Here is a 17,389-nt window from a genome sequence, read left to right as displayed (position 1 = left end):
GGCGGTTGTCTATGTTTAAAAGAACGAATGTTCTTCTCTTAAGTAAAAGAAATGCCTTCTCAGATATTCTAACATTCAACTTAGAAAGCGAGTATTCTTTCGCCGTACAAAGCTTCGAGAGTTATAACGAATTTAAAAATTTTACTGCCCAAACTGGTGACTACTTTCTCATTGTTGCCGATGGGTCTATCAACCTTGGTGAAATCAAAAATTGCTATGAACTCTACGAGAAAAGTAAAAAAGAAATTCCTTTCTTTGTGATTGCCAACGATACATTTGCCAGAGAACTTGATGCAAAGAAGGCCGCCGTTATCAATAGAGATCAATCCATTGAGAAAATGAATCGCTTCCTGAAGGGCTTTTTTATTGAAAACCCGCTCATCAAACCCATGCCCTATTGCCCAATTAGTTTTAAGCTTCTCACGTCATTTGAGGGCCTAGAAACAGATGTCTACATCCAACTGCCTAGCGGTCGATATATTAAAATTTATCAGCAACACGACAAAATTGAGGATGAAGACGTCAAACGCTACAAAGAAAAAGGCGTTGAAACCCTTTACTTAAAAAAACGTACTGCTCAATGGATTTTAAAACAAATGACATTGGATATAGAGACAACGATCCGCACTTTAGAGCGCGGAGATAAAATGACCTATAAAAAGATGAGACCTGAAGACAAGAAAGTCGAAAAGTCTGCTCCCGTTGAAAAACAAGACTACAATGATCTTCTCGCTGAAATTAAAAAAGAGCGCCAGCAAAATCTAGGTCAAGGGGCCGAGGCCCAGGAACAAAAAAGCACACAAGGCCCAGCTTCTGTGACTGAAGAAAATAATATTCAAGAATCTGAACAAGAAGTTTCAAAAGAAATTAAAAAGATTGAACAAAGACTCGATGGCACATTTGCAATTGATGAAAACTTCAAAAAAGAAATTCAGCAAAAAACGAGTAAGGCCGTAAAAATCATGGCAAAAAAGCCGGCCCTAAAAAAACTCTTAGATAAACTCGCCCTAGATCGCGACCCAAATTCATATGTTAAAAATCACATAAACCTACTCACACGCATAACTTGCTCCATTGCACATATTATGGAGTGGAATCACGAATCAACTCTTGAGAAACTCATTTTTGTCTCTTATATGCACGATATCACCCTAGTTGATCATCCTCATTTGGCAAAAATTCAAACACTGGAAGAGTATAAAGAAATAGAGCCAACTTTATCGGAAGAAGAAAAAAGGCTTTATATCAAGCACCCTGAAGATATTAAAAAATTAGTCGAAGAACTTGATGATGCTCCTGTAGATGCAGAGAAGATCATTATGCAACACCATGAACTTCCTGATGGCACAGGATTCCCGACGAGGCTGAACCATATTCGCATCCTTCCTCTAGCAGCAATATTCATCGTGGCCCACGATTTTGTCTGCTATATTTTGGAAAATGAGAACTGGACTTTGGACGAATATTTGGCCTCTCGAAAAGAGAGGTTCAAAGGTGGTAACTTCACAAAAATAATTCGAAAGATGAGTACCTTACAGCTATAGAATTGAGAGAATTTTTCTCAGATCTTTAAGTTCAATTCGCTCCTCATTTAAAAAGGAGTATCCTGCTTCAAAATTCATTTGAACAAGAGATGAAAGAGTGTTTAGGCGAGATAATTCCAGCCAATCAGTCTTTTGTGGAAAGTGTTCAGTGAAGTTCAACGGACAAGCATCTACGGCATCATTAACAAATAAAGGAGCGCCTTGAGTGCGGCAAATAATAGGTCGTGCCTCATAAATAGAACAGGCATTATCATATAAAAACGTACAAGGCATCGCTTCCTTGCCGTATTGATCCTCTCCTTTTTGTTGATCGTACAACCAAAGGGACTTCAATCTATTTTTATCAGATTCACCAAGCGCCATAAACCAATCAACAATAAGTTCGGCCTCCCAGGTAAAGATAGAGATATCCGTGTGACAACACTTTGCACAACCTTTGGCACAACTCATTTGTTCTTTGTGTTTATCAAAGATTTTATCAAAAAATTGTTCTGCATTTTCTTGTAACGTTTTTCCGTGACTCATATCTTTCTCGATGTTCAAACAAAATCCTAACTTGCCTAATCATATTTTAATAGCAAATATTTAATTATGAAAATTTTAACATATATATCAGTATTCATTACATTTCTAACACTAACATATTCGAACACACTGGCAATTTCTTACGAGAAAAATAAAGTTACAGTATCGGGCATCTCTTCGGGTGCATTTTTTGCACATCAATACCATATTGCTTTTAGTGAAGATGTTGAAGGTGCGGCCCTCTTTGCAGGGGGACCCTTTTATTGCTCATCAGGTGATATCCCCAAGGCCCTTACAAACTGTATGAAAAAAGGTCCAACTGAATCACTCGCAAAAGATTCAATGGCCGAAATTAAAACTCAATTGAAGAAAAAAAGAATCGATCCGACAAAAAATCTCTACGAAGATCGCGTCTATATTTTCACTGGCACAAACGACACTATCGTTTTACCAGAAGTGGCCTATCAGTTGAAAAAGCTCTACACACTCTTAAAATTGGAACCTTCAAATATTAGATTTGTCGACTGGTTACCTGCAGGGCACGCCTACCCCACGAATCATTACGGAAATGACTGTGAAACTGCAGCTAAAACACCTTATATTAGCAATTGCCATTACAACGGTGCGCTTGAATCACTCTCATACCTCTACCCTAATCGTGAGATTATCACGGCCGTTGAACCAGGTCAGATGAGAACATTTTCTCAAGATGAAAAAGAAAAAAACAATCTTCAAAAAGAAGCTTATCTCTACGTACCGAAATATTGCCAAGAAAACTCATGCCCATTGCACGTTGCCTTTCATGGTTGTTCACAAACCATTGATCATATCGAAATGAGTTATATTGAGAATACTGGCATTAAGCAGGCGGCAGATTCGTTAAGAGTTGCAATCCTTTTCCCTCAAGCAAAAAAATCAGCTCTACCATTCGAGAACCCCCATGGATGCTGGGACTGGTGGGGTCATGCGGGACGTGATTTTCACACAAAAAAAGGCGCTCAAATGAGCGCCATACATAAACTAATCAATGAAGTTTTAGAGAAGGGCCTTTAGGCCTTTCTCATCTCTAATAGATCATAGATTAAAGTTTTTGCTTCATCATTATCCCTTTGAGTTACTTCAGCAACTTCAATTGAATAATTTGCAATAAGACCATCAAGAATTTGGTCTTCAACTTTACCACGGTTAGAAATGTCGTTTAACTCGCAAATGGCCGTTACAGTTGTGTTCAGATCGATACTTTTTAATACTTCTTTAAAAAACTCAACTCGCTCTCTCTTGCTTTTGAAAGCAGGAAATGCTGAAACTACATTCTCAGCAGTTTTAATTTGTTCCAAAGATTTTTCAATAATATCCTTAGTAGCAGGACGACGAATTTGCGGCCTTCCACTTAGAGGAACTAGAACACGGCACTTATCATTGTTGGTTTCAATAACATAAAAACTTGTGCCCACATCAGAGAGTGACTCCATACCAACAACATGACCAACCCCAAACTTTGGCGAGATAACGACGTCACCAACAGAATAGTTTTGATTTAATTTTTCAGTACTCACAGAACCACCTTGTCGAATAATCGACGGTTAGAAATGAAAATTTGATAGGAAAAGAACAAAAGACTTTTTTTGAACTCTTACCCCTTTATTATAGCAGAAGACCTAGTAAAAACCTAATCAGAGCAGGTTTTACTAGGTCTGAATAATAAACAAGGAAAGTGTATAAGTATGGTAACTCAATATATCAGCTAATTGAGCTTCCACTCTAAATATTCATCGTAAGTCATAAGTTTGTCTGCAGCTACACTGCCATTAACCTCAACTATGCGATTTGCCACAGTCTGCACAAATTCGTGGTCATGTGACGCAAATAGCACAGTACCATTGAACTTAATAAGCCCTTCGTTCACTGCAGTAATACTCTCTAGATCAAGGTGGTTGGTTGGACCATCAAGCATAAGCACATTTGCGCCAGAGAGCATCATTTTTGAAAGCATACAACGAACCTTCTCTCCTCCAGAGAGAACATTTGTTTTCTTAAGGGCCTCTTCTCCAGAGAAAAGCATTTTCCCAAGGAAACCACGCACAAAAGATTCATCTTTGTCATCAGAATATTGACGCAACCAATCGACTAAATTGTACTTACCATCTTGAAAGTAGACAGCATTATCATTCGGAAAATATGACTGAGTAGTCGTTACACCCCAAGTATATGTCCCACTGTCCGGTTCAATTTCTCCAGCTAAAATTTGGAATAATGTTGTGATAGCAAGATCGCTGTCAGAAACAAAAGCAATCTTATCATTCTTATTCACATCAAAAGAAACATTATCAAGAAGCTTAACTCCATCGATAGTTTTTGAAATACCATCAACTTTTAAAAGCTCTTTTCCAGCTTCTCTTTTAGGAGCAAAGTGAACGTATGGATATTTTCTTGTTGAAATCGGAAGATCTGTCAGTTGTAATTTCTCTAACTGTTTTTGACGAGAAGTGGCCTGCTTAGACTTCGATGCGTTTGCACTAAATCTTTGAATGAAAGCTTGAAGTTCTTTTGCCTTATCTTCCATCTTTTTGTTTTGATCTGATTTTAATTTAAGAGCAAGCTCACTCGACTTTCTCCAAAAATCATAGTTACCTGCATAAATAGTAATCTTTCCAAAATCGATATCAGCGATATGAGTACAAACTTTATTCAAAAAGTGACGGTCGTGGGAAACAACGATAACAGTATTTTGAAAATCTAATAAAAAGTTTTCTAACCAACGAATGGCCTTAATGTCCAAGTGGTTGGTAGGCTCATCTAAAAGAAGGATATCTGGTTTACCAAAAAGGGCCTGAGCAAGAAGAACTTTTACTTTTTCAGAACCTGTAAGCTCACTCATTTGACGATCAAGATACTCAGTACCAATTCCCAGACCTGCTAGCATAATTCCGGCATCAGACTCAGCTTCCCAACCATTGAGCTCAGCAAACTCACCCTCAAGCTCAGCAGCGCGAACACCATCTTCATCAGAGAAATCTTCTTTCATATAGATTTCATCTTTTTCTTTCATGATTTTATAAAGTCTTTCATTCCCCATAAGCACAGTGTTCATGACAGTATACTCGTCATAAGCAAAGTGATCCTGCTTTAAAATTGAAAGTCTCTCACCTGGAGTAATATCGACTTGTCCAGTTTGGGCCTCGATCTCGCCAGAGAGAATTTTGATAAAAGTTGATTTACCAGCACCATTGGCGCCAATCAATCCATAGCAATTGCCTGGAGTGAATTTTATATTTACTTCGTCGAATAATTTTCTGCCGCCGAAGCTTAAACTTATGTTTGATGTACTAATCATAAAAATCCCTTAATTCAATGAAACACTAGGCGGACCATAGCACGGAAGGCCTAAAATGAACAGCAATGTTTTTTATTGTTATTTCTTTAAAAAGTAGTTTTTTACCATATCGGCAATTTCTGGAACAGTGAACCCAAAACCTACATAAACATCATTGACAGAATCGACTCGTCGATCAATTTCACTAATGTAAAAATCACTTATACGATAAGAACTAACACCAAAGAGAAAGAAAATACGATTGCTAATAAATGCATAATAACCAATCCCCAGTCGATTCACTTTATAAAAATGAGAGACGTCACTTTGATGACGAACCTTATAGTCGACATACATGGGGCCAACTCCATACTCTATGACAAATTGTCCAAAAGGAGTAAAAGTTGTAAGTTGGAGATCAAAAGTTAGAGTGTAATCGATAATATCTACCACTTGCGGATTAAGATCTAATGAATACGAATGGCCACTAAGAGTTGGCGCCACACCAAAAGTATAATCCCATGTTCTATAAAATATAGGATGGGCCATATTTTTAAGACCTAGATATTGAACAAAACGCGGCAAGGCCTTTGGGTGACGGTTTACATCATGGGCGCCTGTAGTGGAAACATTACCTTTGTGGAGATCCACTTCAGGACGAGTTACAGAAGTCACTGTGAATGAGTTCGGAATCAATGTAATAGCATCAATAAGATAATCTCTAAAACGTTTTTTAGCTTTTAAATTATCTTCAAAATCGAGTTTATTTTCTCTAGAGATATGACCGGTATAAACGTTTTGTGAATAGGCCTCAAACTTCTTATCGTCGACATTTTTATAGTATAATACGGTATTAAATCCCTTCTTTTTAACAAGGGGCCAAATTTTCTTTAAATGTTCAGAGCTACCGGTATAGGGAAATCCACGTGTAATACCATTCTTGGTTAGGTTCTCAGAAATATCATCACTCATAATCTTTAACTTCTGAGAATTAACTTTTTCAATGGCCTTATTTTTAAGATAAAGATCCTTGGAAATCGATACATTTGCAAAAGGCATAAGAAGGAGCTTTTTGTCTTTTTTAGGAAATTGAAAATCACCAAAAGTAATCTTTTGATCACACGAAAAGACATGACCCGTTAAATAATCAACAGAAACCATCACCCCAGCGGCAAGAGTTCCGACTGGATAAATAAGCCCCATGGCAAAATTAGGAATGACAGATTTTGTATAATTTAAATCGCAATTATAATTTTTAATATTTTTAACATTACTATCGAGAGATAACTCAAAATAAAAGTCGGGATCAACTTCTAATACAACTGGCAAAAAATGGCGCTGACCTTTATAGCTTACAGTTTTTAGATCGTTACCAGAAATAGCAACATAATTGGTTCTCGACTGAACACTACCGCAAGCGACAAGAAAAAAAGAAAGAAGTGAGAGAAGAACAATATTTAGCATGAATTATTTTATTATTAAATTTTTTGGCGACGAACATGAGTCCACGTTTTTTGGCCTGTCATGAATATCACCGGTAATAAAACCAACAGTGATATGAGGATAGAATTTAATTGGATCAAAATCAATGGGCGCATTTTGTGCATTTTCTTTGGCCATTTCAAGAATTTTTTTTCTAATTTCAATAAGACCCTCTGAAGCAATAACGACATAGTAAACAGTATTTCCTTTCTCAGATAATTGCCCCAAACACTTTACAGAAAATGGGATGCGTTGAATCTCATCTTTAAAACGCAGATGGATTTCATGAGCACTTAAATGAGGTGATATTTTTTTATACTCAGGGGGTGTTAAAACCGTTATGTGGGCCTCCCCTCTATCACTTAACTTGATATCAAGAATATCTTCAATACTCTTTTTAAGGGCATTTACAGGCCCAAAATCAACATTATAGGCCAGCACACCTTGCTTTTTATAGATATCAGTATAAGGCATAGCTTTATAAATAGAGCGATCTAGAGAATAAGTATGGTCACTTAGTGCAAGCGCATAAGAGCATAAACAAAACAAGAATGTTAAAGTGAAAAATTTATTCATGAAGTCCCTATTATTCATTCATAATAGGAGAAAGTTTAGCTACTGACAAAATATTTATTTAATTATATAGAATGTGAATTCACATTTTAAGGAGTTATTTCAATGGGCCTAAAGACCAATTTTGATCCCAATTCTAAAGCATCTGCTAAAGATGGAATTTATGGGCTTCCTTTCACAGAAAAGGAATCAAAAGTTGTATATATCCCTGTGCCTTGGGACGTTACAACAAGTTACCAAGCTGGTACAGCAAAGGGACCAAAGGCCATTCTAGGGGCCAGTGAACAAATTGATTTCTTCGATCTAGATTATATTGACGCTTACCAAGTAGGTCTTTTCTTACAAAAAGAAAAAGCTGAAATTAAGAAGATGAATACAGAAGGTCGCAAGCTTGCAAAAAAAATCATCGATGCAGATGAAGACAAATTAAAAAAAGACAAGACACTGCAAACGACATTGAAAAAAGTGAACGCACTTTGCGACAAACTAAATGATATCGTTTACAAAGAGACTAAAAAGCAACTGGACAATGGAAAAATGTCAGTGCTTATTGGCGGAGATCACGCGACACCTTTTGGTGCTATAAAGGCCTATGCTGAAAAGTACAAAGACTTCGGTATTCTGCACTTTGATGCTCACTCTGATACAAGAATTGCATACATGGGATTTGAAAACTCACACGCTTCAATTATGTATAACGTTGTAGAGAAAATTCCTGGAGTGAAAAAGCTTGTTCAAGTTGGAATTCGAGACTTCTGCGAACAAGAATATGACTACGTAACAAATCACAAAAAAGTGAAAACTTACTTTGATGCAGAAATTCAGCAAAGAAAATACAAGGGCGAAAACTTTGCAAAAATTGCGAAGGAAATCGTTAAGAATCTTCCAAAAAACGTTTACATTTCTTTTGATATTGATGGCCTTGATCCAAGATATTGCCCAAATACAGGGACACCAGTACCAGGTGGGATTGAATATATGGAATTGATTGGTTTAGTTCAGGAAGTTGTAAATTCAGGAAGAAAATTAGTAGGATTTGATCTTGTAGAAGTTGCGCCAGGAAAGACTGATGAGTGGGACGCCAATGTTGGTATGAGACTACTCTACAAACTCACAGGAGCGGCCCTTGCTTCTCAGGGTTTAATTAAGAAAAGATAACCATAAAAGCGCGCCATAATTTTGAAAATTGTGGCGCCTTTTCTTCACCAGTTTTCTCAAAAACAAAACTTCCACTATCCCCTTCAATTTCAGAAATAAGCAAAGTTCCGTGTGCATCTTTAATCTCAATATGTTGACCGCATTCAACAATGTAGTCTTTGTGATCACCTGGAATTGTGACCCAAAAACGACCTTTAACCGAAGTGAAAGTGTATGTATTGCGGTGATCTAAACTGTATCTATTCATAAACATCTTCTTGTTAACTGTTACTATTGCCAATATAGCAAAGTGAAAAAATAAATACAGATTCAATTTTATGGTATTATAATAAATACAGTTAAAATAAGGATTTTCATGACTGATAAAACTAAACAAAATCTTGCCTATATGAAGCTTGCATCAAAATTTCGTGATCTCATCCACCGCGGAGATTTCCTTCCAGGCGACAAACTTCCTTCAATTCGTGAAGTAATGAAGGACGAAACGGTAAGTCTTGCCACGGCAACACATGCCTACTCACTTCTTGAAGACGATGCTCTTATCGAAGCGCGGGCCCAATCGGGATTTTATGTGACCTATGAAATTCCTCAAACCCTTGATAAGAGCTGTCATTACACCGTCACTAAAAATGCCAAGAAAATCGAAATTCCCGATCTTGTTTATCGTATGATTAGCGCGGCCAGTGATAAGAAGATGCACAACTTTGGGGCCGCAACAATAGACCCCGAGTTCTTGCCCAATACTATGCTTAATAAGGCCCTAAAACAGGTCATTAAAGAAAATCCGACCCATAGTGCTCTCTATAATTTTGCACCAGGAAATTCATTTTATAGAAAGGCCGTTCAAAAAAAACTTTCTTCTTTGAAAATTAAGGCCCCTCTAGAAAATATCATTGCAACATCCGGAGCAATGGAGGCCATTGTTTTGTCACTCAAAGTCCTCACAAAACCCGGAGACACCATTCTTATCGAAACTCCTTCATACTATGGAACATTGCTTGCTATTCAAAATCTAGATCTAAAAATTCTAGAAGTACCAACTCATCCCATTCATGGGATAGATTTAGAGATCTTAGAAAAAATAATCAGCACCAATACCAATATTAAGGCCGCGCTTTTTATTTCAAATTTTAACAACCCTATGGGCTCGTATATTTGTGATAAAAACAAGATTAATATTGCTAAGACTTTTAGAGAAAATAATATTGCCATTATTGAAGATGATATTTACGGCGATCTGACCTTCAATGATAAAAGACCTCTTACTTTCAAAAGTTTCGATGATGACAATGTCATTTACTGCAGTTCAGTTTCAAAAACTCTAAGCCCAGGTTTACGTGTCGGTTTTATGGTAGTGCCAACTAAGTTCAAAGAAGAAGTTGAAAGGCATCAATTCATTTCTAATATTGGAACTAATGCTCTCAATCAGATGGTCGTTGGCCACTTATTACAAAAGAAATTTTACGACAATCACTGTAAAAAATTGAGCCAGATTTTGAAAGATAATATTATTCGCTTTCAAAAATGTATTCAACTCTACTTTCCTGAACAAACCCAAGTAACCAATCCTGAAGGTGGATTTTTTCTATGGGTAAAGCTGCCTGTGGAAGTTGATAGTACAGACCTTTATAATGAACTGATCAAAAAAAATATCGTTATTTCACCAGGTATCATGTTCTCGGCCAGCGACGACTACCGCAATTATATAAGATTATGTACTGGTATGAAGTGGACTGATGCCGTGGAAAAGGACCTGCGCATTATTGGCGAGCATATAAAAGCTCTTACGGCATAGCATTAAATAAGGTGTACTTCTAAGTGGAAAAAGTGTTAAGTCCACGCTAAAATGCGAGGACTTTGACACACTTAGAAAAGGACATCTGATATGACTCGTGAAGAATTTCAAAAGGCCATTTTGGCAGGTATCCCTTCAACACTACCACCAAAAAAAGCTCCCGAAGCTGGCATAAATCACGCGCCAAAAAGAAAACAAATCTTAAATGCTGACGAGAAAAAGTTGGCCCTTAAAAATGCGCTTCGCTATTTTCCGGCCAATCTACATAAAGATCTTCTGCCAGAGTTCAAAGAGGAATTGGAAACTTATGGCCGCATTTATATGTATCGCTACAGACCTGATTATAAAATCTTTGCGAGATCAATAAACGACTATCCACATAAGTCACAGCAAGCTGCTGCGATCATGTTGATGCTATCAAATAACTTAGACTATGCCGTTGCCCAACACCCTCACGAGTTAATTACTTATGGTGGAAATGGGGCCGTATTCCAAAATTGGGCGCAATATCTTCTTACCATGCAATACCTTGCAACAATGACTGATGAGCAAACCCTCGTTCTCTACTCTGGTCACCCTGCGGGATTATTTCCTTCGCACAAAGATGCTCCAAGAGTTGTTGTAACAAACGGGATGATGATTCCAAATTATTCTAAACCAGATGACTGGGAAAAATTCAACGCCCTTGGTGTTACTCAATACGGACAAATGACAGCAGGTTCATTCATGTATATTGGTCCTCAGGGAATTGTTCACGGTACAACAATCACTGTTCTAAACGCTGGCCGAAAATTAATGGAAGAGCGTGGAGAAAAAGGAACTTTGGCCGGTAAATTATTTGTAACAGCTGGTCTTGGTGGTATGAGTGGTGCTCAACCCAAAGCGGCCGTTATCGCTGGTTGTGTTGGAATTGTGGCCGAAGTTAATCCCAAGGCCGTTAAAACTCGCTACGAGCAAGGTTGGGTTGATGAAGTCTTTGCTAATTTAGATGAACTTATTCCAAGAATTAAAAAGGCCAAAGAAAACAAAGAAGTTGTCTCAATCGCCTATCAAGGAAATATCGTTGATCTATGGGAGCGACTAGATAAGGACAATATCGATGTAGAACTTGGAAGTGATCAAACGAGCTTACACAATCCGTGGGCCGGTGGGTACTACCCAGCAGGAATGACACTTGAAGAATCAAATGAAATGATGGCCAATGATCCTGTAAAATTTAAAGAAGAAGTTCAAAAAACATTACGACGTCATGTGAATGCCATCAACTCATTAAGTGCAAAAGGAATGTATTTTTTCGACTACGGTAATGCCTTCCTTTTAGAATCAATGAGAGCTGGGGCAGATATAACGAATGAAAAAGGTGATTTCAAATATCCTTCATACGTACAAGATATCATGGGTCCGATGTGTTTCGACTATGGTTTTGGGCCATTTAGATGGGTGTGTACAAGCTCACTTTCTGAAGATCTTGATTTAACAGATGAACTTGCCTGTGAAGTTCTCTTAAAATTAAAGAGTGAATCACCTGCTGAAATTCAGCAACAAATGAGTGATAACATTCAATGGATTCAAGGGGCAAAACAAAATAAACTTGTCGTCGGTTCACAGGCCCGTATTCTTTACGCAGACAGTGATGGAAGAATTGAAATTGCCCTTGCTTTTAATAAGGCCATTCGCGAAGGAAAAATAAAAGCACCAATCGTACTTGGTCGTGACCACCATGATGTATCAGGAACAGATTCACCTTACAGAGAAACATCAAATATTTATGACGGTTCTAGCTTTACTGCAGATATGGCCGTGCAAAACTTCGTTGGAGATTCTTTTAGAGGGGCCACTTGGATTTCTTTACACAACGGTGGTGGTGTTGGTTGGGGTGAAGTTATCAACGGTGGCTTCGGAATGGTTCTCGATGGATCAGAAGATTGTGACAGAAGAATTAAATCCATGCTTTTTTGGGACGTGAACAATGGAATCAATAGAAGAAGTTGGGCAAGAAATGAAGGGGCCATTTTCGCTATTAAACGTGCAATGGAAAAAGAGCCTTTATTAAAAGTAACGATCCCAAATATTGTTAGCGATGAATTAATCTAATAAAATCAATGATGTAGATTTTATTAACGCGTTGACAAAGGGTGTTTTTATTGAGAATTAAGGGCAACTTTTAAAGTCTTAAAGGAGTCACACAATGAAAAAGTTCCTAACTACTTTTGCCCTTATTTCACTAATGAGCGCACCTGTTATGGCAGATGAGTGTACAGAGGCCATTGGTCTTCAAGCACTTGATATTTTATCACAAGAATTAAACGTATCTTACGATGTTGCTACAACTTGGACAGGATACGAAGAAGAAAATGTAAAATTCATCGCTAAAAAAGGTGAAGTAGAACTTTACCAAACAAAAATCAACACTGGTTCAGATGTGTACGCACTGGATTTAACAGTTGATTATATGTGTGATGTTGTTGACTACAAAGTAGTTAACGAAAGTGAAAAAGTAAAACAATGTGTTGAAACTTGCTATGCTTTTTACAGCAAACCAAGCGCTGAGTTCAAATACTGTATCGCTTCTTGTAAAGGGAAAACACTTAACGACTCAGCTAGATAACTTCAAAAAAAAGGGTCATTTTCGACCCTTTTTTTTTGTCCTAAGGTAATTTGAACTCAAAGCTCAAATTGATAAATGATGAACCACCACCGGTGTATTTGATATTGTCATTGAATTCAATACTACCATTGCCAAAATTCTTTAAACCATCTTGAAGAAGGCCAACAATAAACCCCGTAATAAAACGCGTGATATTTGCATCATCTTCATTCATCCCATTTGCCTTAGCAATAGTATAGGCCGTTCCATTGATAACTACCGCAGTAAAGACTTCTCTCTCACTAGGGAGGGCCCCTTCCTCTGTCTGTGCGTTAGTCGTTATCAAAGAAAATGTTGAAAAAAACTGAAGAGCATTTAAGGCCTCTTGATACTCATATTTATAAATCTTTAAATCCATCTTCTTATTTATTAAATATTCAAGGTCCTCGGGGATGTACTTGTTTATATCTATATCTTTAAGAGCAAAAGGTCGCATCAGAGAATTAAATTCTTCCTTTTCTATTTCTTCTAAGAATTGTTGTAACTCAAGGTTTTTAACGACATCATTCCAATCAATTGAAACTTCTTCGCTAAATACAGGCGTGGCACTAGAAAATAAAATTATAATAAACCAAAATTTAAGTGAATTTATAAACATCCCAATTCCTCATGATTGGAATAAGAATAACAAAAAAGTCCGTCCCTAAGGACTTTAGAGAGGAGATTACATGAAGTGTCTAAAAAATTGACATTAATCTCTTATTGATTGGCCTTCTCGAAGTGAGTTGGACCTCTTTTTTCAATCATTCCGCCGCCAAGACATACTTCACGTCCTTCGATGGTTGAATAAAATACAATACTTTGACGAATAGTAATCGCCTTTTGGGCCTCATCAAAAATAACATGTACGCGCTCACCATCAAATCCAACAATAGTACAACCTTGATCTTCTTGGCGGTAACGAATCTTTGCACGACATTTAAATGGGAGTTCTAAATTAAATTCTTCACTCACAAAACTAAGTTCGTTGGCCCATAGCTCATCAGCATAGAGCGCCGGATGCTCTTCTCCACGCTCAACGAATACAATATTATGATCAATATTTTTTCCAACAACAAACCATGGCTCACCTTGGCCACCAAGGCCGAGCCCTTTTCGTTGACCGATTGTATAATAAGCAGCACCTGAATGTTCTCCGACATCTGTGCCATCTAATGTCTGGAAGCGACCAGGTTTTAATTGAACATAATTTGAAAGAAAGTTTTTGAAATTTCTCTCTCCAATAAAACAAATTCCTGTCGAATCTTTTTTATCGTGAGTAATCAAATCATATTTTTTTGCAATCTCACGAACTTCTTTTTTAGGTAGGTGCCCAATAGGAAAAAGAACCTTATCTAAGATAGATTTTTTTTGCGTATACAAAAAGTAAGTTTGATCTTTGCCTGGATCATTACCTTTTACAAGACGATTTTCGCCACCAATGAACTCATTTTGGCAATAGTGCCCAGTGGCCAAATAATCGGCCCCCAATTCAAGGGCCTTTTCTAAGAAAACTTTGAATTTAATCTCACGATTACAAAGAATATCTGGGTTAGGAGTGTGACCTGCTTCATATTCAGAAACAAAATGCTTGAAGACTTGTTCGCGATATTCTTTCACAAAGTCGACAGAGTAATAAGGGATATCTAGCTTCTCACAAACTTTTACGACATCTTGGAATTCTTTGGCAGACTGACAAACTCCATTTTCATCGAGTTCTTCCCAGTTTTTCATAAACATACCAATAACGTTATAGCCTTCTTCTTTTAATAGGGCCGCACATACAGATGAATCCACTCCTCCAGACATACCGAGGATAACAGTGATTTCTTCATTTTTTCTAGGATCGTTTATTCTTGCCATGGGGCACTTTTACTAAAAAAGGCCCCGCCAATCAATGAAATTGTCTAAATCTAGTGAAAATAACTACTTAATTTCAAAATTTTGGGCCAAAACCCCTGCGGCCAAATAGAGAAAGGCCTTGTGATAAGTTTTGAAATTTAGAGTCTCAACAAAATCATTTGAAGTATGATTTCTCTTTTCGTTGTAATCATTTTCAAAATCTTGGGTGAAAGTGACAGCAGGTAGTCCAGCTTCCCAAAAAGGTAAATGATCTCCAGGAGAGAAGGCCTTGCCTAGCGGTGTAAACTTAAATGATGAATTCACTCGTGAGCCAGCACGATTTATCATATCGAAGAGAGATTTATCAGAATCAGGAAATTCACCATGACCTTCGCGAATATAGGCCTTAAAATTTCCAATTTTTTTAATCTTATCGCTGGTCTTTGTATCAAAGCCCAACATCATCACATTCATAAAACCAACAAAGTTTTCTTTTTTAAGAGACTCAAGATACTTGGAGACATAGGCCCTAGAACCAAGCTCACCTAATTCCTGCATATCAAAGAATACAATTCGAATAGTTTTTTCTAGTTGAATTTTTGAAAAGAGATTAATCATTTCTAAAAGAGCAACAACACCCGTTCCATTATTATCGGCACCAGGCTGTGCGGCACTTTCATCAATAACCAGAGTCTCCTTATTAAAGGCAATCGTATCATAATGGGCCCCCAACATGATAACTTCATTTGGAAACTTAGCACCCTTCTTTTCCCAAATTACATTTTTTCCTGTTACAGTTTTGAGTGATTCAATTTTTTGAATCATTGATTTTGTATAATCGTTCCATTTTTTATAAACGGGATCTTTTTCTTCATAACGTCCGACAATCTCTTTTTGGAAGTTGTCTTGAAACTTTTTAATGGCCTCTTCTGTATTAGGGATAAAATCATCAACAAAAGTAAGACCTGAGTTTGTATTATCACGCTTTTTAATCTCGTCAACCAGCCACTTTGAAACCATTTCATGACCACTAGTGCCCGCCATACGTGAGGGACGACAACATCTCACAAAATCTCTTAGAGTAGATATAAGATCATCTTCTTTTACATTTTTCACTATTCGAGAAAGTTGCGTTTTATTCCTAATCGTTGAATCTTGCGCCTTCAGAGTAAGGGCAAAAGATTGAAAATTAAATAAAACAAAGAAAATGATTAAAAAACGCATTAGTGCCTCAATTGAAAAATATCTACCAGAGGTTTTTTAACAACATCCTCCTCGTCCTTAGTAAGAGGAAGATAGCGATACTCTGAGTTTTCATAATAACCAAAACTACGTATCCGTGCACGGCCAAGAACCTTTGCCCCAACACCTTTACGTGAGTAAAAGGCCAAGGCGAGACCCTGAGGAATGAGTTCGTTAATTTCTTCTTTAAGCTCAATCAAAGCGGCACCATTATTTTTCATGTACAATGTACACGCAATTTTTTCAGAATTGGCCGACATCTTAAAAAAGCAATTCATCGGCATAGAAACATCTAATTTATCTTCACAGACAAATTCCTCAACATAAATATGCGAACACTTCATCGATTCTTCTTTAACTAAGAAAATTAACCCCGTACTTGGAACAATTTTACCAACAATCAAGCCCTTTTCAACTGGAGCACTGGCCTTAAAGTTAAATTTATCTAATCCAAGATAAAAATCGAGTGTACTCTCATGTTCACCAAGAGAGCGCGAATCATAATAGCTAAAAACGGTTCCTTCTTTTACAAAATGAGGTGAAGACAACTCCTTGGTAAGAAGATTAACTTCTTTTTGAAGATCGAAATCATGACGCTCTTCTTTTAATTGCTTGTAATCTCTTTTGACTTTGATACCCATGAGTGCATAGATCTTTTCACATTCAAAACGTCGAATGTCGGCCAAAGGGAACATCAGGTGCTCATAAAAAGAACTATCGATTGATGCGACACCATAACTTTCGTCATTTTCTTCATCATTTGAAGTCAGAAGATGAAACTCATGGGTGATTTGATTTTTATAGATTTTTGCAAAGTGACCTGTGGCCACAAAATCGGCGCCTAAAACTTTCTTCTTTTCGATGAGTTTACTGATAATGAGTTTATTAAAATCTTGAAGAGGGTTATAGCGTATACCTTGCAATTTGGCAGCGACAATACGATCAATGATCTGATCATAAAATTCTCCACTACCATCAGTTGCGTAATAAGGAATCTCCAATTGGTCACAGTAGGATTTTATATTTTCTAAATTCTCAGGCATCCAAGGGGCCATAATTTTATCAACAGTTGCATTTCCAGTTGAACAAGCAACACTGACACCTATACAGCGATGCCCTTGCTTTTTTAACAAATAGGCCGCTACCAAAGATTCAATTTTGCCATCCATGCCAATAATGATTGTACTCAATCACCGCCTCCTCAAATAATGGACTCTTTCATTATAGTCCAATAATTGCAGGGAGATAAAGTTGGAGGATATTTCCGAAAAAAGACTAAAATGTGCAAC

General features: G+C 37.2%; 16 protein-coding genes. 6 read left to right on the top strand and 10 right to left on the bottom strand.

The annotated features are described in order from the left end of the window. Positions 1 to 11 precede the first annotated feature (11 nt). Positions 12 to 1,544 (top strand): HD domain-containing phosphohydrolase, encoded by a 1,533-nt coding sequence (locus tag M899_RS07870; RefSeq protein ID WP_021270880.1) that lies wholly within the window; start codon positions 12 to 14, stop codon positions 1,542 to 1,544. On the opposite strand, the gene M899_RS07865 is transcribed toward M899_RS07870, so the two are convergent. Continuing rightward, positions 1,539 to 2,087 (bottom strand): YkgJ family cysteine cluster protein, encoded by a 549-nt coding sequence (locus M899_RS07865; RefSeq protein WP_021270853.1) that lies wholly within the window; start codon positions 2,085 to 2,087, stop codon positions 1,539 to 1,541. The two genes, M899_RS07870 and M899_RS07865, sit on opposite strands and share 6 nt — an antisense overlap. Positions 2,088 to 2,135: 48 nt before the next feature. Here M899_RS07865 and M899_RS07860 point away from each other — a divergent pair, with 48 nt between their 5' ends. Next, positions 2,136 to 3,122, top strand: a complete 987-nt coding sequence (locus M899_RS07860; protein WP_021270826.1) for an extracellular catalytic domain type 2 short-chain-length polyhydroxyalkanoate depolymerase — start codon at positions 2,136 to 2,138, stop codon at positions 3,120 to 3,122. Here the strand turns inward: M899_RS07860 and M899_RS07855 are convergent. The 4 genes from M899_RS07855 to M899_RS07840 all read right to left on the bottom strand — a co-directional run bounded on the left by M899_RS07855 (position 3,119) and on the right by M899_RS07840 (position 7,440). Then, on the bottom strand, positions 3,119 to 3,625 hold the full coding sequence (locus tag M899_RS07855; RefSeq protein ID WP_021270887.1) for a CarD family transcriptional regulator: 507 nt from the start codon (positions 3,623 to 3,625) through the stop codon (positions 3,119 to 3,121). The genes M899_RS07860 and M899_RS07855 overlap by 4 nt on opposite strands. A gap of 188 nt (positions 3,626 to 3,813) precedes the next feature. Beyond that, positions 3,814 to 5,403 carry an ABC-F family ATP-binding cassette domain-containing protein gene (locus M899_RS07850; protein WP_021270871.1) on the bottom strand — a complete coding sequence of 530 codons (1,590 nt, stop codon included), beginning with the start codon at positions 5,401 to 5,403 and terminating at the stop codon, positions 3,814 to 3,816. A gap of 78 nt (positions 5,404 to 5,481) precedes the next feature. Beyond that, complete coding sequence (locus M899_RS07845; RefSeq protein WP_021270831.1) at positions 5,482 to 6,846, bottom strand: hypothetical protein; 1,365 nt, start codon at positions 6,844 to 6,846, stop codon at positions 5,482 to 5,484. A 3-nt stretch (positions 6,847 to 6,849) separates the two neighbouring features. Then, positions 6,850 to 7,440 (bottom strand): 2'-5' RNA ligase family protein, encoded by a 591-nt coding sequence (locus M899_RS07840; protein WP_021270928.1) that lies wholly within the window; start codon positions 7,438 to 7,440, stop codon positions 6,850 to 6,852. 102 nt (positions 7,441 to 7,542) lie between these two features. Between M899_RS07840 and M899_RS07835 the strand changes: the two genes are divergently transcribed. Next, complete coding sequence (locus tag M899_RS07835; protein ID WP_021270891.1) at positions 7,543 to 8,595, top strand: agmatinase family protein; 1,053 nt, start codon at positions 7,543 to 7,545, stop codon at positions 8,593 to 8,595. On the opposite strand, the gene M899_RS07830 is transcribed toward M899_RS07835, so the two are convergent. Beyond that, a complete protein-coding gene (locus M899_RS07830) occupies positions 8,582 to 8,842 on the bottom strand; it encodes a DUF2917 domain-containing protein (protein ID WP_021270898.1) in 261 nt (86 codons plus the stop codon). The two genes, M899_RS07835 and M899_RS07830, sit on opposite strands and share 14 nt — an antisense overlap. A gap of 108 nt (positions 8,843 to 8,950) precedes the next feature. Here M899_RS07830 and M899_RS07825 point away from each other — a divergent pair, with 108 nt between their 5' ends. The 3 genes from M899_RS07825 (at position 8,951) to M899_RS07815 (ending at position 12,998) form a co-directional block, all read left to right on the top strand. Beyond that, entirely contained in the window at positions 8,951 to 10,390 is a 1,440-nt protein-coding gene (locus M899_RS07825) for an aminotransferase-like domain-containing protein (protein WP_021270910.1), read from the top strand. 90 nt (positions 10,391 to 10,480) lie between these two features. Further along, complete coding sequence (locus tag M899_RS07820; RefSeq protein ID WP_021270864.1) at positions 10,481 to 12,484, top strand: urocanate hydratase; 2,004 nt, start codon at positions 10,481 to 10,483, stop codon at positions 12,482 to 12,484. A gap of 94 nt (positions 12,485 to 12,578) precedes the next feature. Further along, positions 12,579 to 12,998: a hypothetical protein gene (locus M899_RS07815; protein ID WP_021270923.1), complete on the top strand. Its 420-nt coding sequence runs from the start codon at positions 12,579 to 12,581 to the stop codon at positions 12,996 to 12,998. Positions 12,999 to 13,038: 40 nt separating this feature from the next. Here the strand turns inward: M899_RS07815 and M899_RS07810 are convergent, their stop codons facing one another. The 4 genes from M899_RS07810 to M899_RS07795 form a co-directional block, all read right to left on the bottom strand. Then, a complete protein-coding gene (locus tag M899_RS07810) occupies positions 13,039 to 13,635 on the bottom strand; it encodes a hypothetical protein (protein ID WP_021270934.1) in 597 nt (198 codons plus the stop codon). 101 nt (positions 13,636 to 13,736) lie between these two features. Then, positions 13,737 to 14,879: a tRNA 2-thiouridine(34) synthase MnmA gene (gene mnmA / locus M899_RS07805; RefSeq protein WP_021270919.1), complete on the bottom strand. Its 1,143-nt coding sequence runs from the start codon at positions 14,877 to 14,879 to the stop codon at positions 13,737 to 13,739. 63 nt (positions 14,880 to 14,942) lie between these two features. Beyond that, entirely contained in the window at positions 14,943 to 16,082 is a 1,140-nt protein-coding gene (locus M899_RS07800) for a M28 family metallopeptidase (RefSeq protein WP_021270885.1), read from the bottom strand. Beyond that, positions 16,082 to 17,290, bottom strand: coding sequence for a tRNA methyltransferase (locus M899_RS07795; protein WP_021270911.1), 1,209 nt, complete (start codon positions 17,288 to 17,290; stop codon positions 16,082 to 16,084). Before M899_RS07795 ends, M899_RS07800 begins: the two co-directional genes overlap by 1 nt. Between the last annotated feature and the right edge of the window lie 99 nt (positions 17,291 to 17,389).

Source organism: Bacteriovorax sp. BSW11_IV (genome assembly GCF_000447755.1).
GTDB lineage: Bacteria > Bdellovibrionota > Bacteriovoracia > Bacteriovoracales > Bacteriovoracaceae > BSW11-IV.
The sequence above is the reverse complement of the archived record's forward strand: the minus strand, read 5'-3'. Positions and strand labels throughout refer to the sequence as shown.

Bases quoted from the DNA above. Each gene is read 5' to 3' on its own strand.
- M899_RS07870 (WP_021270880.1), top strand. From the start codon at position 12: ATGTTTAAAAGAACGAATGTTCTTCTCTTAAGTAAAAGAAATGCCTTC.
- M899_RS07860 (WP_021270826.1), top strand. From the start codon at position 2,136: ATGAAAATTTTAACATATATATCAGTATTCATTACATTTCTAACACTA.
- M899_RS07850 (WP_021270871.1), bottom strand. From the start codon at position 5,403: ATGATTAGTACATCAAACATAAGTTTAAGCTTCGGCGGCAGAAAATTA.
- M899_RS07845 (WP_021270831.1), bottom strand. From the start codon at position 6,846: ATGCTAAATATTGTTCTTCTCTCACTTCTTTCTTTTTTTCTTGTCGCT.
- M899_RS07840 (WP_021270928.1), bottom strand. From the start codon at position 7,440: ATGAATAAATTTTTCACTTTAACATTCTTGTTTTGTTTATGCTCTTAT.
- M899_RS07835 (WP_021270891.1), top strand. From the start codon at position 7,543: ATGGGCCTAAAGACCAATTTTGATCCCAATTCTAAAGCATCTGCTAAA.
- M899_RS07830 (WP_021270898.1), bottom strand. From the start codon at position 8,842: ATGAATAGATACAGTTTAGATCACCGCAATACATACACTTTCACTTCG.
- M899_RS07825 (WP_021270910.1), top strand. From the start codon at position 8,951: ATGACTGATAAAACTAAACAAAATCTTGCCTATATGAAGCTTGCATCA.
- M899_RS07820 (WP_021270864.1), top strand. From the start codon at position 10,481: ATGACTCGTGAAGAATTTCAAAAGGCCATTTTGGCAGGTATCCCTTCA.
- M899_RS07815 (WP_021270923.1), top strand. From the start codon at position 12,579: ATGAAAAAGTTCCTAACTACTTTTGCCCTTATTTCACTAATGAGCGCA.
- M899_RS07810 (WP_021270934.1), bottom strand. From the start codon at position 13,635: ATGTTTATAAATTCACTTAAATTTTGGTTTATTATAATTTTATTTTCT.
- mnmA (WP_021270919.1), bottom strand. From the start codon at position 14,879: ATGGCAAGAATAAACGATCCTAGAAAAAATGAAGAAATCACTGTTATC.
- M899_RS07800 (WP_021270885.1), bottom strand. From the start codon at position 16,082: ATGCGTTTTTTAATCATTTTCTTTGTTTTATTTAATTTTCAATCTTTT.